The sequence below is a fragment of the Hydrogenophaga sp. genome (genome assembly GCF_048549895.1).
In the GTDB taxonomy this organism is placed as follows: Bacteria; Pseudomonadota; Gammaproteobacteria; order Burkholderiales; family Burkholderiaceae_C; genus Hydrogenophaga.
Genome location: NZ_JBLYYB010000046.1, coordinates 52959 through 68574, shown reverse-complemented (window position 1 = coordinate 68574; position 15616 = coordinate 52959). Strand labels below are relative to the sequence as shown.

The following is a 15616-nucleotide window of genomic DNA, read 5'->3' as shown; positions in this document are numbered from 1 at the left end:
TCCGCCGCACCCCAGCCCACTGCAATCGGCAACATGCCCGCGCCCATGGCGATCGTCGTCATCACGATCGGGCGCGCGCGCTTGTGGCAAGCATCCAGGATGGCCTCCAGGCGGTTCATGCCGTGCTCGCGTCGCGCTTCAATCGCGTACTCCACCAGCAGGATCGAGTTCTTTGTCGCGACCCCCATCAGCATGATCAAACCGATCAGCGAGGGCATGGAAAAGCTCTTGTCCGCCAGCAGCAGCGCCACAAACGCACCACCCAAGGACAAGGGCAGCGCCGCCAAAATGGTCACCGGGTGCAGGAAGGCCTTGAACAGCAGCACCAGCACGATGTAGATGCACAGCACGCCGGTCAACATGGCCAGGCCGAAGCTCGCGAACAGTTCGCCCTGCACCTCCGCGTCGCCAATCTCCAGCACCGACACGCCGGGCGGCAGGTTGCTCAGGCTCGGCAACTTCTCCACCGCCATCTTCATGTCACCCAGCGCAATGCCGGCCAGCTCCACCTCGAAGTTGATGTTGCGCGCGCGGTCGTAACGGTCGATCACCGCCGGGCCGCCGCCGAAGCTCAGTGTGGCCACCTGCCCCAGCATCACCGGGCCCTTGCTGCCCGGCACCGCCAGACGGGCCAGCAAATCCAGGTCGCCACGGGCCGCAGCATCGAGCTTGACCACGATGGGGATCTGCCGCTGCGGCAGGTTCATCTTGGGCAGCGCCGTGTCGTAGTCGCCCACGGTGGCGATCCGCAAGGTCTCGGCAATCGCGCTGCTGGTGACGCCCATCTCGGCCGCGCGAGCCAGGTCGGGTGTGACGCTGATTTCGGTGCGCACCAGCGACGCGGTGGACTGCACGCTGCCCACGCCGCCGATGGTGCGCAAGTCGCGTTCGATCCCGGTGGCCGCGCTGGTGAGCGCGGCGGCGTCGTTGCCGGTGAGCGTCAGGATGTACTTTTCACCCGAGCCGCCCAGACCCACCTTGCTGCGCACACCCGGCAGATTGGACATGACCGCACGCATCTGGTTTTCGATGACCTGCTTGCGCGGGCGCGTGCCGCGCGCGTCGAGCTGGATGGTGAGCGCGGCCTTGCGCGACTCGGCCGTGCCCTGCGGCGCAAACGGGTCGGAGCCCGCCGAGCCCGAGCCGATGGTGGTGTAGACCGACTTCACGTGCGGAACCTCCATCACCAGCAGGCGCGCGCGCTCGGCACTGGCCACGGTCTGCTGCAGCGTGGAACCCGGTGGCAGTTCGATGTAGATCTGTGTCTGCGAGTTGTCGTCGGGCGGGATGAAGCCCTGCGGCAGCAGCGGGATCAGCATGAGCGAGCCGACGAAAAAAACGCCAGCGCCGATCATGGTGAACCAGCGGTGGCGGATGCACCAGGCTGCCCAGCCTTGGTAGGTGTTGAGCCAGGCGGGTTCGTCCTGGTTGGTCATCCAGCGCCAGAACGCACCGGTCACGCGGTTGCTGCGCGCCCAGCGCGGCATGTCCTTGGCCATCACCACCGGCTTCAAGAGATAGGCCGCCATCATGGGCGTGAGCGCGCGCGCCACCACCAGCGAGGCGAACACCGCAAATGAGGCCGTCCAGCCGAACTGTTTGAAGAACTTGCCCGGGATGCCCGACATGAAGGCCGTGGGCAGGAACACCGCGATCAGCGCAAAGGTGGTGGCGATCACGGCGAGGCCGATCTCGTCGGCCGCTTCCATGGACGCCTGGTAGGGCGTCTTGCCCATGCGCATGTGGCGCACGATGTTCTCCACCTCCACGATCGCGTCGTCCACCAGGATGCCGATCACCAGCGACATGGCCAGCAGCGTCACCACGTTGATGGTGAAGCCCATGTAGTGCATGCCGATGAAGGCCGGAATGGCCGACAGCGGCAGCGCCACGGCCGAGACCACCGTGGCCCGGAAATCGCGCAAAAAGAGCCACACCACCAGCACCGCCAGGATGGCGCCTTCGTAGAGCAGGATCATCGAGCCGTCGAACTCTTCCTGCACCGGTGTGACGAAGTCGAACGACTCGGTGATGCTCAGGTCGGGCCGCGCCGCCTGCAGCTCTTTCAGCTTCTCGCGCACGCCGTTGCCCACCTCGATCTCGCTGGCGCCGCGGCTGCGCGCCACCTCGAAGCCCACCACCGGCTTGCCGTTCAGGAAGGCCGCGGCGGTGGGTTCGGCCACCGTGTCCTGGATGGTGGCGATCTGGTCCAGGCGAACGCGGCGGCCATCGGACAGCGCAAGTTCGAGGCGCGCCAGCTCTTCAGCCGACTGCAGAGACGACAAGGTGCGCAGCGGCTGTTGGCTGCCGCCAAGATCCACGCGTCCACCGGCGCTCTCGATCTGCACCTTGGCCAGCTGGCGCGACACATCGGCGGCGCTCGCGCCCAAGGCCTGAAGCTTGAGCGGGTCCAGCAGCACCTGCACCTCGCGGTCCACGCCACCCACGCGGTTGATGGCGCCCACGCCGCGCACCGAGAGCAGCAGCTTGGCAATGTCGTTCTCGACGAACCACGAAATGGCTTCCGCGTCCATCTTGTCGGACGACACGGTGTAGGCCAGCACGGCGCCACCGGCAAGCTCCACCTTGTTGATGATGGGCTCGCGCAAGTCCGCCGGCAGATCGCCGCGCACCTTGGCCACGGCCGAGCGCACATCGTCCAGCGCTTCCTGCGTGTTCTTCTCGATGCGGAATTCGGTGGTGATCGTGACCGCACCGTCCTGCACCTTGGTGGTGATGTGCTTGATGCCTTGCAGCGAGGCCAGGCTGTTCTCGATGACACGCGCCACGTCGTTTTCGAGCTGGTTGGGCGCAGCGCCCGGCAGGCTGGCGCTCACCGTGATGTTGGGCACATCCAGGTCGGGGAAGTTCTGCACCTTCATCTGGCTGAACGAGAACAAGCCCGCCAGCGTGAGCATGAAGAACAGCATCGCCGCCGGAATCGGGTTTTTGATGGACCAGGCTGAAACGTTCATGGCCCGGTCCTCACTTCACAACCTTGACCAGATCGGCTTCGTTCAGGAAGCCCGCGCCTTGCACCGCCACCGGCTCGTCGGCCTTCACGCCTTCGAGCACTTCGACCCGCTCGCCCACACGTCGCCCGGTCTGCACCTTGCGCTGGCTGGCCTTGTTCTGCGGGTCGATCACGAACACGTAGTTGCTGCCATCACGCACCACGATGGATTCGCTGGGCACGGTGAGCGCGTCGCTCTGGCCCAGCTCGAAGAAGCCCTTGGCAAAGGTGCCCGCCTTCAGCTCGGCATTTTTCGGCAGGTCCACAAACACCAGGATGTTGCGGGTCTGCGGGTCGGCGCTGGGCGCGATCGCGCGCACCTGGCCTGTGATCTCCAGACCGCTGGCCGCCGTGACCTGCACCTTCTGGCCGGTGCGCACGCGGCCCACCTCGCTGGGCGTGACCTCGCCGCGCCATTCCATGCGGCTCTGCCGCACCAGGCGGAACAGCTCCTGCCCGGCGCTCACCACCGCACCCACGGTGGCACCGCGCGCCGAGATCACGCCGTCGTCGGGCGCCAGCACCTTGGTGTTGCCCAGGCGCACTTCGGTGGCGCTCAGCACCGCCCTGGCGGCCTCCAGCTGCGCACGCGCCACCTTCTCCTGCGTGAGGTACTGCGCCACCTGGGAAGCCGAGAGCGCGCCGCTGTCCTGGATGGACCGCGCACGGTCGGCGTCGGCCTTGGCGTTCTCATAGCTGGCCTCGGCCTGCATCAGGCTGGCGCGGCTTTGCAGGCTGTCGGCCTGCGTGGTTTCGCGCGCGAACTCGGCCAGCACCTGGCCCTTGCGCACCACATCGCCCACGTTCACATTCACCGACGCCAGCCGCAGGCCGTTGAGCTCGGCGCCCACGCTGGCCTCTTGCCAGGCGGTGATGTTGCCGTTGGCCTGCAGGCGAATGGGCAGGCTGCTGCGTTCGGGCTGGGCCACCGTCACGGTGAGCGAGGGCTTGGGGCCGGCGGCGGCTTCGGCCTCGGGCGCTGGCGGTTTCTTGATGAAGAACCAGAAAACCACCAACAGCACCAGGACCAGTGCGATGGCCAGCCAGAGCCAGCGTTTGCGCGATTGCGTGGGGGTGGCGTTCATGCGGGATCTTTGAGTGCGTTGGGGTTGTTCACGGGATCGAAGCCGCCGCCCAGGGCGACGTAGAGCTGGATCCAGGCGTTGATGCGTTCTTGCTGCAGGTTCACCGCGCTGCTGTCGGCGTTGAGCTTGAGGCGGCGCGCCTCTTCCAGCTCGTTCAGGTTGGCCAGACCCACGCGGTAGCGCGCCTCTGTGCCCTTGAGCGACTGCTCATAGCCGGCTTGTGCGGCCTCGGTGGCCGTGCCGCGTTCGCGCAGGCTGGCCAGAGTGACCAGCGCCTGCTCCACCTCGGCCACGGCCTGGCGCAGCGTGCTGGCGTAGGCCACCGCCGCCGCTTCGTAACGGGCTTGTGCGCTGTCGGTGCTGGCGCGCAGCGCGTCGCGGCCCAACAGCGGCAGGCTCAGGCTGATGGGGCCGATGGCCCAGGTGTTGAACGTGGCAGTAGTACCTCCGCCGGAGAACCGGTTGCGCAACAGGCTGCCGGAGAGCGACAGGCCGGGCAATAACGCGGCCTTGGCCACGCCCACGTCTTCGCTGGCGGCCACCAGCTCGCGCTGCGCCCGGTAGACATCGGGCCGCTGGCGGATCACCTCGGCCGGCACCGCGTTCACCGTCAACAGGGTTTCAAGGCGGTCCGACGACAACAGGGCCGGCGCACCCGCCAGCCGCTGGCGCACCTCGGGCTCGGGCACACCGGTGAGCGCGGTGAGCGACTTCACCTGCCGCTCGCAAACTTCGTCCTGTTGGCGGTAGCGCGCTGCGCTCTCGGCCCCGCTGGCGCGGGCCAGCGCAGCCACCGCCGGCGCGGTGAGACCGGCGCGCTCGGAGGTGCTGTTGTTCTGCGCCGTGACCGCGCGCGAATCGCGATCACGCAGGGCGACTGCGAGCTGCTCTCGGCACAGGCGCTGAGAAAAGTAGAGCTGTGCCAGTTCCGAAGCCACCAGCACCCGGGCCTCGTGCCAGCCGGCGTCAGCCGCCTCTTGCTGCGCCTGCGCGCTGCCGAGGCGGGCCGCGCTTTCGCCCCACAGGCCGATGGCCCACGAAGCCTGCAGACCCGCGCTCAGCGTGGTGCCCAGCGGAATGGTCGGGTCGGTGATGCCGCGGGTCGCGTTGGCCACCGCGTTCACCTGCGGCCCGTTTTGCGCCTCCACACCGAACCGCGTCGCGCGGGCGGCAAACACCTGCGCGCGCGCCGTGGCAATGGTCGGGCTTTGCGCCTGCGCGCGGTGGATCCAGTCGGTGAGCACCGGGTCGTCGAAGCGGCTCCACCAGGTGGTGAGTTCCTGTGTGCTGCCCTGGTGGGCCAGGGGCGGTGCGTACCAGCTGCCGGGCAGCTCAACCGCCACGTCGGCAGGTGGCTTGGTCACGCTGCAGGCGCTGAGCAGGGCGGCGCAGGAGGCCACAGCAAGCATGTGCTTCATGAAATGGGAGTCCCTGTTCGTTGATTTGCCGGGCACGACTCTAGACGATGCGCCAGCCCGAACATGTCAATTCATTTCAACCGCGCGACGGATTGTTTCAATCGTCTTCGCTGGCATCCAGCCCGGGAAACAAGACCTCGGTGAAACCAAAACGCGTGAAGTCGCGCACCCGCATGGGATAGAGCTTGCCCCAGAGGTGGTCGCACTCGTGCTGCACCACCCGAGCGTGGAATCCCTCGGCCTCGCGGTCGATGGCCTGGCCACGCTCATCCAACCCCTGGTAGCGGATGCGCCGCCAGCGCGGGACCACGCCGCGCAGGCCCGGCACCGACAGGCAACCTTCCCAGCCCTCTTCTTCCTCGTCGCCCAGCGGCGTGATCACCGGGTTCACCAACACGGTGCGCGGCACCACGGGCGCGTCCGGGTAGCGCGGGTTGGGCGCGCCGCTGCCGAAGATCACCACCTGCAGGTCCACACCGATCTGCGGCGCAGCGAGGCCGGCACCGTTCGCGGCGACCATGGTGTCCTGCAAGTCGGCCACCAGTTGGTGCAGCTCGGGCGTGTCGAATTGGGTCACAGGCTGGGCGTGGCGCAGCAGGCGCGGATCGCCCATTTTCAGGATGGTGTGGATGGTCATGGGTTGGACAAGCAGCCAGGATGGGTTTAGTTTCGCTGATCGTCGCCCTGCGCACGACCCCACAAGAGGAGAACCCATGAAAACCGCCCTGCTCGCCTTCGCTCTGCTGCTGCCGATGCTGGCCCACGCACAGGGCGCCGACATCTTCAAGGGCGCCGACCTCGCCCTGGGCGCCAAGCTCATCGCAGACAACCAATGCGTCCAATGCCACACCCGCCAGGTCGGCGGCGACGGCAGCGCCATCTACCGCCCGCAAGGCCGCATCCACAACGCCGGCCTGCTGCGCGGCATGGTGGAGAACTGCAGCACCCAGCTGAACCTGCAACTCTTCCCCGAAGAAGTCACCGCCATCGCGGCGGTGCTCAACCGGGATTTCTACAAGTTCAAGTGAGGGAGCCCAGCAAGGCCAGCATGCCGGCCTCGTCCAGCACCGCCACACCCAGCTCGTTCGCCTTGTCCAGCTTGCTGCCGGCATCAGTGCCGGCCACCACGTAGTCGGTCTTTTTGCTTACCGAGCCGGCCACCTTGGCGCCTGCGGCTTCCAGCATGGCTTTGGCGTCTTCGCGCTTGAGCGTGGGAAAGGTGCCGGTGAGCACAAAGGTTTTGCCCGCTAGCGGCTGGGGTGCGCGCTCGGCGGGTTCGCCCTCTTCCCAGGTCAGGCCGCAGGCGCGCAGTTGCTCCACCACCTCACGGTTGTGTGGCTGGTCGAAGAAGGTGCGGATGCTTTGCGCCACCACGGGGCCCACGTCGTTCACTTCCGAGAGGGCTTCCAGGCTGGCGTCCATGACGCGGTCGAGCTGGCCGAAGTGGCGCGCGAGCTCCTTGGCAGTGGCTTCGCCGACGTGGCGGATGCCCAGACCAAACAGAAAACGCGGCAGCGTGGTGCGTTTGGATTTTTCCAGCGCGGCCAACACGTTTTGTGCCGACTTCTCGGCCATGCGGTCCAGCGCCAGCAAGGAGGTGAGACCCAGGCGGTACAGATCCGGCAGGGTCTTGACCACGCCGGCGTCCACCAGCTGCTCCACCAGCTTGTCGCCCAGGCCTTCGATTTCCACCGCGCGGCGCTGGGCGAAATGCAGCAGGGCCTGCTTGCGCTGGGCGCCGCAGAACAGCCCGCCGGAGCAGCGGTAGTCGACCTCGCCCTCTTCGCGCACGGCGTCGCTGCCGCACACGGGGCACTGCCGTGGCAGGCTGAAAGGCTCGGGGTTGCCCACGCGCTTGTCGAGCAGCACCGACACCACCTCGGGGATCACGTCGCCGGCCCGCCGCACGATCACCGTGTCCCCCACACGCACATCCTTGCGGCGTGCTTCGTCTTCGTTGTGCAGCGTCGCGTTGGTCACCGTGACACCACCCACGAACACCGGCGCCAGTTTGGCCACCGGCGTGAGCTTGCCGGTGCGGCCCACCTGCACGTCGATGGCGAGCACGGTGGTGAGCTGTTCCTGCGCCGGGTATTTGTGCGCCACGGCCCAGCGCGGTTCGCGGGTGACAAAGCCCAACTGGCGCTGCAGCGCCAGCGAGTTGACCTTGTAGACCACGCCATCGATGTCGTAGGGCAGCTGGTCGCGGTTGGCGCCGATGCCTTGGTGGAAGGCGACCAAGGCGTCTGCACCGCTGCACAGCGCGGTCTGCTCGGCCACCGGGAAGCCCCAGGCCTTCAATTGCATGAGCAGATCGAAGTGGGTCTCGAACGCGGGCCCGCCCTGATCCGGCGGTGTGATCTCGCCCAGGCCGTAGGCGAAGAAGCTCAAGGGCCGCTGGGCGGCAATGCCCGAGTCGAGCTGGCGCACCGCGCCGGCAGCGGCGTTGCGCGGATTCACGAAGGTTTTTTCGCCTTTCGCGCCGGTGGCGATCTTGGCGCGCTGCTTGTCGTTGAGCGCATCGAAGTCGTCGCGCCGCATGTAGACCTCGCCTCGCACTTCGAGCACCGCCGGGGCGTCGGCCGGCAAGCGCAAAGGCACCTGCTGGATGGTGCGCACGTTGGTGGTGACTTCTTCGCCCACCTCGCCGTCGCCGCGCGTGGCGGCCTGCACCAGTACGCCGTTTTCGTAACGCACGCTCATGGCCAGACCGTCGAACTTGAGTTCGGCCACGTAGTCCACGGGCGCATCGGCCTCCGCCAGACCGAGCGCGCGGCGCACGCGCGTGTCGAAGTTGCGCGCGCCGCTGGGCTCGGTGTCGGTCTCGGTGTTGATCGACAGCATGGGCACGCGGTGGCGCACCGGCGTGAACGCATCGAGCACCCGGCCACCCACGCGCTGGGTCGGGGAGTCGCTGGTCAACAGCTCGGGGTGCGCGGCCTCGATGGCCTGCAACTCGCGAAACAGCCGGTCGTACTCGGCGTCGGGGATTTCCGGGTCGTCGAGGGTGTGGTAACGGTGGGCGTGGTGGTGGAGTTGAGCGCGCAACTCGGCGGCTCGCTCAGCAGGGGTTGGCCCCGCAGCGAATAGGTCGGGCGTCATGGCAGTGAGATCAGGAGAAGAGTCGTCTGGCCTGCGGCGAACCGGCCGCCAGATCGCGGCTGTCCAGCGCGTCGTACAGGCTTTCCAGGTCGGCGCCGATGCCGTCCATGGTGTCGGTGGACAGGGGCTGGCCCGCGTCGTCGGTGACCACGCCGTCCATGGCCTCGGCGAGCGCCCTGGCGGCCTGGCGCATGCGCACAAAGGGCTGCTCGCTGCGCGGCACGTGCGTGACCTCCAGCGACAGCGCCACCTCGCGCAAGGCGCTTTGTTCGGGGTCTTCGGCCATGGCGGCTTGCGGGTCGAACACCAGGCTCAAGATGGGCGCCTGCCCGCTCTCGCTGCCCGAGAGCACCATGCGACCGGGCAAGGCACCCGCCACAAAGCCGAGCTTGGCAGCGTGCTGCGCCACGTAGCCCGGGCTCCAGGCGGCGCGGCGCGCGCGCAGGGTGAAGCCGAGTTGTGCGTCGTGCCCGCTGGCAAACGCGTCGAGCTCGCGGGCGCGGGCCACCTCGGCGCGCATGTCGGGAAACTCGGGCGCGGCGCCCACGGCGTCGGCAAAGGCCTGGGCCTTCACCACGAATTCGGAGAACTCGATGTCGTTGAGCGCGCCGGCGCGGTTGGCCAGCTGCACACCCGCTTGCAGCGCGCGGTAGCGCTGGCCCAGGCGCGGCGTTTCCCACTCGCCAGTGGCGTCGCACAGGCCTTCCACCGCAAACGGTTTGCTGCCCACGCGGCGGGTGCCGGGCAGTGCGGCCAGCAGCGCGTCGCCCGAGACCTGGTGGTCCAGCACCAGCGGCGTGATCACGTCGATCAGCGCGTCCAGGCTGGGCTTGCGCTCGGGCTGGTGCAGCAAGGGGTTCACGCTCACCGCGGCGGCCGCCACGGCGATTGCCGCGGGATCGGGTGCCATGGCTGCGCCGGGCATGTCGCCCAGCACCGGGTCGATGCGCTGGATCTCGTGGCCGGTGAGGTCTTCGGGCGAATACGGCACGGTCTCATCGCCGGTGGTGTCGTCGGGGCCGTGGGCCGAACGCTCGCGCGCCAGGCGCGGCACGCTCTTGCGCGTGACCCAGGCGTTGTAGGCCACCACGCCCGCGAGCACGAGCCCTCCGATGATGGCCAGGCTGATTTGCAGTGTGCTCATGGTGTTGTGGTTCAGGTGGGTTCGAGCATGCCGGCGGCCGATTCCATGTCCACCGCCACGATGCGGGAAACGCCCTGCTCCTGCATGGTCACGCCGATCAGCTGCTCCGCCATTTCCATGGCGATCTTGTTGTGGCTGATGAACAGGAACTGCGTCTCCTTGGCCATGGCCGTGACCAGCTTGGCGTAGCGCTCGGTGTTGGCATCGTCCAGCGGCGCGTCCACCTCGTCGAGCAGACAGAACGGCGCGGGGTTGAGCTGGAAGATGGCGAACACCAGCGCGATGGCGGTTAGCGCCTTTTCGCCGCCCGAGAGCAGGTGGATGGTCTGGTTCTTCTTGCCGGGTGGCTGCGCCATCACCTGCACGCCGGCGTCCAGAATTTCTTCGCCGGTCATCACCAGGCGCGCGTTGCCACCACCGAAGAGCTCGGGGAACATCTTGCCGAAGTGCGTGTTGACGGTCTCGAAGGTGCTGCCCAGCAGGTCGCGCGTTTCGTTGTCGATCTTCTTGATCGCGTCTTCCAGCGTGTTCATGGCCTCGACCAGATCGGCCGTCTGCGCATCGAGGAAGGTCTTGCGTTCGCGCGCGGCGGTGAGTTCGTCCAGCGCGGCCAGGTTGACCGCGCCCAGCGCCTGGATCTCGCGGTGCAGGCGGTCGATCTCGCCCTGCATGCCGGGCAGGCGCACGTTGTTTTCCGTGATGCTCTGCGCCACCGCGGCCAGATCCGCCTGGGCCTCTTCCAGCATCTGGCTGTACTGCTCCACACCCAGGCGAGCGGCCTGTTCTTTGAGCTGGAAGTCGGTGATGCGGTTGCGCAGCGGGTCGAGTTCACGCTCCAGCGAGAGTCGCCTTTCATCACTGGCGCGTAGCTTGGCGGTGAGGTCGTCGTACTGGCTGCGCAGCGCGCCCAGCGCCTGTTCGCGCTCCAGCTTCATGGCCAGCGCGTTTTGCAGGCCGGCTTGCGCGGCCGCGTCGTTCAACCGACCCAGTTCGTCGGCGGCACGTTGCTGCTCGTCCGCCAGCGACTTCTCCTGCGTGGCCGCCGTCTCCAGCGAGCGCTGCAGCTCGGCCTGGCGGGCCTGCAGGCTGCGCAGGGCAAAGGTGGCTTCCTGTGCGGTGCGCTCCAGCGAACGCTGCTGTTCCCGCGCCTGGTTCAGCGCGCGCTCGGCCGCGATCACCGTGTCGTCCAGCTGGGCGTGGCGCTCCTGGCTGTCGGCCAGTTGCATGTCGAGCTCTTCGAACCGCGCCTCGGCCGTCACGCGGCGCTCTTGCAGTTCATCCAGTTGCGCGTCCACCTCGGCCAGGTCGGACGCGATCTGTTCGCTGCGAGCGCGGGTTTGTTCGGCCAGCTGCGTCAGGCGCAGGGCTTCCACCTGCAGTTCGTGCGCACGGCTGCGCGACTCGGCCGCTTCGCGCCGGGCGCTCACCAAGCGCTGCGAAGCGTCGGTGTAAGCCGCCTCGGCGCGGATCAGGCTGGAGCGCGCCTGCTCGTTGATCAGCACCTGCGCCCTGAGCTGTTTGTCGATGTTTTCAATGTCCTGCGCGCGCGCCAGCAGGCCGGCCTGCTCGCTGTCAGGCGCATAGAAGCTCACGCTGTGCGCGGTGACGGCGTGGCCGCTGGCCACAAAGATCACCTCGCCGGGCTGCAGCTGGGCGCGCTGAACCATGGCGTCTTCCAGGCTGGGCGCGGTCAGGCAGCCGTGCAGCCACTCGGCCAGCAGGGCTTGCTGCGCCGCGTCGTTCAGGCGCAGCCAGGCAGCGAGCGGCTTGAGGCCGGTGGTGCTGGCCACGCTGGCACCGGCAGGCGGCGGGTTGTAGAAGGACAGCTTGGCCGGCGGCGCGTCGTTGCCGAAGGCGCGCACCATGTCCAGGCGCGAGACTTCGAGCGCGCCCAGGCGCTCGCGCAGCGCGGCCTCCAGCGCGTTTTCCCAACCGGTTTCGATGTGGATGCGGCTCCACAGGCCTTGCAAACCATCCAGGCCGTGTTTGGCCAGCCAGGGTTTGAGCTTGCCGTCGGTCTTGACCTTTTCCTGCAGCGCCTTGAGTGCTTCCATGCGGGCCGACAGATCGGCTTGCTTGGCCGATTCCTGGTTCACCGCCTGCTGCGCGCCGCGGCGTGCGTCGTCGAGCTGGGGCACGCTGTCCTGCAGCTCGTGCAGCACAGCGTCGTTGATGTCGGCCGCTTCCTGCGCGCTGGCCAGCTGGGTCTGTGCACCCGAGAGCCGCGCCTCGTCGGGCGCGGCCAGCGCGTTGCGGTCGGCGGTGAGGCGCTCGCGGCGCTGGTTCAGCGAGCGGCTTTGTTCTTCGATGCTGCGCTGCTCGGCCGCCAGCACCTGGATCTGCTGCTGCACCTGCGTGACGCTGGCGCGCTGCTCGTTGGCGCGGGCCTGGGCCTGGCGCAGGCTGTCTTCGAGCGCGGGCAAGGCGCCCGATTGCTCTTCGCCCTGCGCCGCCAGCACCACCGACTGATCTTCGGCCTGCACCATGGATTCGGCGAGCTGTTCCAGCTCCACCGCCGCGTCTTCGCTGCGCGTGGTCCAAGAGGCGATCTGCTCCTTCAGCTGCACCAGGCGCTGTTCCACGCGGGTGCGGCCTTCGACCACAAAACGGATTTCGGCTTCGAGCTTGCCCACCTCGGCGCTCGCTTCGTACAGCTTGCCCTGCGCCTGGTTCACCTGATCGCCCGCGGCGTAGTGCGCCTGGCGGATGGTTTCCAACTCACTTTCAATGCGGCGCAAGTCGGCGGTGCGCGACTCCAGGTCGTTGATCGCCTGGGCTGCATCGGTCTTGACCTTGACCTGATCGGCCTCGGCCTCGCTGCGCTTCATGAACCAGAGCTGCTGCTGTTTGAGCGTGGCGCTGGCCTGCAGGTGGTTGTACTTCGCGGCCACCTCGGCCTGTTTTTCCAGCTTGTCGAGGTTGGCGTTGAGCTCGCGCAGGATGTCTTCAACCCGGGTGAGGTTCTCGCGCGTGTCGGCCAGGCGGTGCGCGGTCTCGCGGCGGCGCTCCTTGTATTTGGAAACGCCGGCGGCTTCCTCCAGGAACAGGCGCAGCTCCTCGGGCTTGCTCTCGATGATGCGGCTGATGGTGCCCTGGCCAATGATGGCGTAGGCGCGCGGGCCCAGACCGGTGCCCAGAAACACGTCCTGCACGTCGCGGCGACGCACCGGCTGGTTGTTGATGTAGTAGCTGCTGGTGCCGTCGCGCGTGAGCACGCGCTTGACAGCGATCTCGCCGAACTGGCCCCATTGACCTCCCGCGCGGTGGTCGCTGTTGTCGAACACCAGCTCCACGCTGGAGCGGCTGGCTGGCTTGCGCGTGTTGGTGCCGTTGAAGATCACGTCCTGCATGGACTCGCCGCGCAGCTCGGAGGCCTTGGACTCACCCAGCACCCAGCGCACCGCGTCCATGATGTTGGACTTGCCGCAACCATTCGGCCCGACCACGCCCACCAGCTGGCCCGGGAGCATGAAATTGGTCGGTTCGGCGAAGGACTTGAAGCCGGAGAGCTTGATGGAGTTGAGACGCACGGCGCTGCCCGATGACTGAAGGAGGAACGCCCGCCCTTGGCCGACGACGCGAGCGAAATGATACCCCGCAGCCCTCGCAGGTCGTCGGACCAACGGGCTTGGCGCGAGACAGCCGGAAAACGCAGCGAGTGCGGCGTTTTGCACGCAGTACCGAGGTTTGCATGCTTACTTTCAGCCTCAAAAACCCTATGCTGCGCCCGAGTCGTATGAACCCCGCCATCTCGCGGCTGTCTCAACCCCACCATGAATTCCACAGTCACAACCTCCTTTGACCCCTGGCTGGTCGCCCTGTCGTTCGCTTTCGCCGTCATCGGCTCCTTTGTTGCCCTCACCGCTGCCGGTCGCGTGAACCAGCGCGGCGGGACTCAGAGCCTGTCCAACATCGTCACCGTGGGCGTCGCGCTGGGCGGCATCGGCGTGTGGTCCATGCACTTCATCGGCATGCTCGCGCTCGACATGGACGTGGGCAGCAGCTATTCGATGGTGGATACCTTTGCATCACTTTTGATCGTGATCGTGGCGACTTCGTGGACAGTGAGCTTTGCTGCCCGGTCGCCAGACAAGCTGCCCCGCCTGGTCACGGCCGGCGTGCTGCTGGGCATAAGCGTGGTCGTCATGCACTACCTGGGCATGTTCGGTCTGAAGATCAACGGCTACATCCGCTGGGACTACGGTGTGGTGGTGCTCTCCATGGTGATCGCGGTCGTGGCGGCCACCGCCGCGCTCTGGCTGGCCTTCAACAGCCCCACGCTCAACCGCCGTGTGGCCGCGGCCTTGGCCATGGGCGTGGCGGTTTGCGCCATGCACTACACCGGCATGTACGCGGCCGAGTTCGTGTGCACCACCGAGAGCCGCAACGCCATTCCCCAAGGCACGGGCTACATCAGTTCGTTCCGCCTGCCCACGCTGGTGATCGCCATCACTTTGATGATGACGGCCGTGCTGTCGGTGGACCAGTTGTTCCAGTACCTGCGCAGCAAACCGGCGCGCCTGAACGCCTGAGCGGCGTACAAAGGTACCGAACGCCCCTTGGGGGCGGGGGTATCGTGAGGCAAACGGATAATCGCAGGATGAACCCGCTTTTGTCCCGCCTGCAGCCCTACCCCTTCGAGCGGCTGCGCCGCCTCTTTGCCGACATCACCCCCAACCCCGACCTGCGGCCCATCAGCCTGGGCATAGGGGAGCCCAAACACGCGGCCCCCACCTTTCTCAAGCAGGCCCTGACCGCTGCGCTGGACACGGGCCTGTCCAGCTACCCGGCCACCGCCGGCGATCCCGCCTTGCGCGAGGCGTGTGCGGCCTGGGTGCAGCGGCGCTACGGCGTGGCGGTGAACCCCGCCACCCAGGTGCTGCCCGTCAACGGTTCGCGGGAGGCGCTCTTTGCCTTCGCTCAGACTGTGATCGACCCCAACCGACCGGGCGCCACGGTGGTGTTTCCAAATCCGTTCTACCAAATCTACGAGGGTGCGGCCCTGCTGGGCGGCGCCGAGCCGTTTTATGTGGCCAGTGACCCGGCGCGTAACTTCGCGGCCGACTGGGACAGCGTGCCGGCCGAAGTCTGGGCCCGCACCCAACTGCTGTTTGTGTGCTCGCCAGGCAATCCGGCCGGCGCCGTGATGCCGCTGGACGAGTGGCGCAAGTTGTTCGAACTGAGCGACCGCCACGGCTTCGTGATCGCCTCCGACGAGTGCTACAGCGAGATCTATTTCCGCGACGAACCGCCATTGGGTGGGTTGGAAGCGGCGAAGGCGCTGGGCAGAAACGATTTCCGCAACCTGGTGAGCTTCACCAGCCTGTCCAAACGCAGCAACGTGCCCGGCCTGCGCAGCGGTTTTGTGGCAGGCGACGCCGCACTCATCAAACCCTTTTTGCTCTACCGCACCTACCACGGCGGCGCCATGAGCCCGGCCGTGCAGGCCGCCAGCGCTGCGGCGTGGAACGACGAGGCCCATGTGGTGGACAACCGGCGCCAGTACCGCGAGAAGTTCGCCCAGGTCACACCGCTGCTGGCCGAGGTGCTTGATGTGGCCCTGCCCGACGCGTCGTTCTATCTGTGGGCCGGCGTGCCGGCGTCTTTTGCCGATGCCGCTGCAGGCTTGAGCGCCGACGAAGCCTTCGCCCGTGCCCTGCTGGCTCAATACAATGTGACGGTACTGCCCGGCAGCTACCTCGCACGCGATTTCAATGGATCGAATCCCGGCAAGGGTCGCGTGCGCATGGCCCTGGTGGCCGAATCCGCCGAATGCCTGGAAGCCGCCCACCGCATCAGAGCCTTCATGGCCGGGTGCACCTGACTCCCCCTTTTTTCTTTTTCTTCCTCCGAC

The 15616-nt window shown here is 67.3% G+C and carries 10 protein-coding genes; 3 read left to right on the top strand and 7 right to left on the bottom strand.

Annotated elements, in window-relative coordinates:
• The 4 genes from ACN4F8_RS04760 to def all read right to left on the bottom strand — a co-directional run.
• On the bottom strand, positions 1 to 2975 hold a 2975-nt coding region (locus ACN4F8_RS04760; protein WP_419472495.1), incomplete at its 3' end, for an efflux RND transporter permease subunit.
• A gap of 10 nt (positions 2976 to 2985) precedes the next feature.
• Positions 2986 to 4098, bottom strand: coding sequence for an efflux RND transporter periplasmic adaptor subunit (locus tag ACN4F8_RS04755; protein ID WP_419472494.1), 1113 nt, complete (start codon positions 4096 to 4098; stop codon positions 2986 to 2988).
• A complete protein-coding gene (locus ACN4F8_RS04750) occupies positions 4095 to 5516 on the bottom strand; it encodes an efflux transporter outer membrane subunit (protein WP_419472493.1) in 1422 nt (473 codons plus the stop codon). Before ACN4F8_RS04750 ends, ACN4F8_RS04755 begins: the two co-directional genes overlap by 4 nt.
• Positions 5517 to 5613: 97 nt before the next feature.
• A complete protein-coding gene (gene def, locus ACN4F8_RS04745; protein ID WP_419472492.1) occupies positions 5614 to 6153 on the bottom strand; it encodes a peptide deformylase in 540 nt (179 codons plus the stop codon).
• Between the two features lie 76 nt (positions 6154 to 6229).
• Between def and ACN4F8_RS04740 the strand changes: the two genes are divergently transcribed.
• Positions 6230 to 6544, top strand: coding sequence for a hypothetical protein (locus ACN4F8_RS04740; RefSeq protein WP_419472491.1), 315 nt, complete (start codon positions 6230 to 6232; stop codon positions 6542 to 6544).
• On the opposite strand, the gene ligA is transcribed toward ACN4F8_RS04740, so the two are convergent.
• The 3 genes from ligA to smc are packed head-to-tail and all read right to left on the bottom strand — an operon-like array spanning position 6537 to position 13292.
• Entirely contained in the window at positions 6537 to 8618 is a 2082-nt protein-coding gene (ligA, locus tag ACN4F8_RS04735; protein WP_419472490.1) for an NAD-dependent DNA ligase LigA, read from the bottom strand. The two genes, ACN4F8_RS04740 and ligA, sit on opposite strands and share 8 nt — an antisense overlap.
• Before the next feature lie 10 nt (positions 8619 to 8628).
• Positions 8629 to 9762, bottom strand: a complete 1134-nt coding sequence (locus ACN4F8_RS04730; RefSeq protein WP_419472489.1) for a cell division protein ZipA C-terminal FtsZ-binding domain-containing protein — start codon at positions 9760 to 9762, stop codon at positions 8629 to 8631.
• A gap of 11 nt (positions 9763 to 9773) precedes the next feature.
• A complete protein-coding gene (gene smc / locus ACN4F8_RS04725) occupies positions 9774 to 13292 on the bottom strand; it encodes a chromosome segregation protein SMC (protein ID WP_419472488.1) in 3519 nt (1172 codons plus the stop codon).
• A 243-nt stretch (positions 13293 to 13535) separates the two neighbouring features.
• On the opposite strand from smc, the gene ACN4F8_RS04720 reads away from it, so the two are divergent.
• Both ACN4F8_RS04720 and dapC read left to right on the top strand, forming a co-directional pair.
• On the top strand, positions 13536 to 14294 hold the full coding sequence (locus ACN4F8_RS04720; protein ID WP_419472487.1) for an MHYT domain-containing protein: 759 nt from the start codon (positions 13536 to 13538) through the stop codon (positions 14292 to 14294).
• Positions 14295 to 14362: 68 nt separating this feature from the next.
• Entirely contained in the window at positions 14363 to 15586 is a 1224-nt protein-coding gene (dapC, locus tag ACN4F8_RS04715; RefSeq protein ID WP_419472486.1) for a succinyldiaminopimelate transaminase, read from the top strand.
• Positions 15587 to 15616 lie beyond the last annotated feature (30 nt).

Coding starts and splice junctions, on each gene's coding strand:
- ACN4F8_RS04755 (WP_419472494.1), bottom strand. CDS start 4,098: ATGAACGCCACCCCCACGCAATCGCGCAAACGCTGGCTCTGGCTGGCC.
- ACN4F8_RS04750 (WP_419472493.1), bottom strand. CDS start 5,516: ATGAAGCACATGCTTGCTGTGGCCTCCTGCGCCGCCCTGCTCAGCGCC.
- def (WP_419472492.1), bottom strand. CDS start 6,153: ATGACCATCCACACCATCCTGAAAATGGGCGATCCGCGCCTGCTGCGC.
- ACN4F8_RS04740 (WP_419472491.1), top strand. CDS start 6,230: ATGAAAACCGCCCTGCTCGCCTTCGCTCTGCTGCTGCCGATGCTGGCC.
- ligA (WP_419472490.1), bottom strand. CDS start 8,618: ATGACGCCCGACCTATTCGCTGCGGGGCCAACCCCTGCTGAGCGAGCC.
- ACN4F8_RS04730 (WP_419472489.1), bottom strand. CDS start 9,762: ATGAGCACACTGCAAATCAGCCTGGCCATCATCGGAGGGCTCGTGCTC.
- ACN4F8_RS04720 (WP_419472487.1), top strand. CDS start 13,536: ATGAATTCCACAGTCACAACCTCCTTTGACCCCTGGCTGGTCGCCCTG.
- dapC (WP_419472486.1), top strand. CDS start 14,363: ATGAACCCGCTTTTGTCCCGCCTGCAGCCCTACCCCTTCGAGCGGCTG.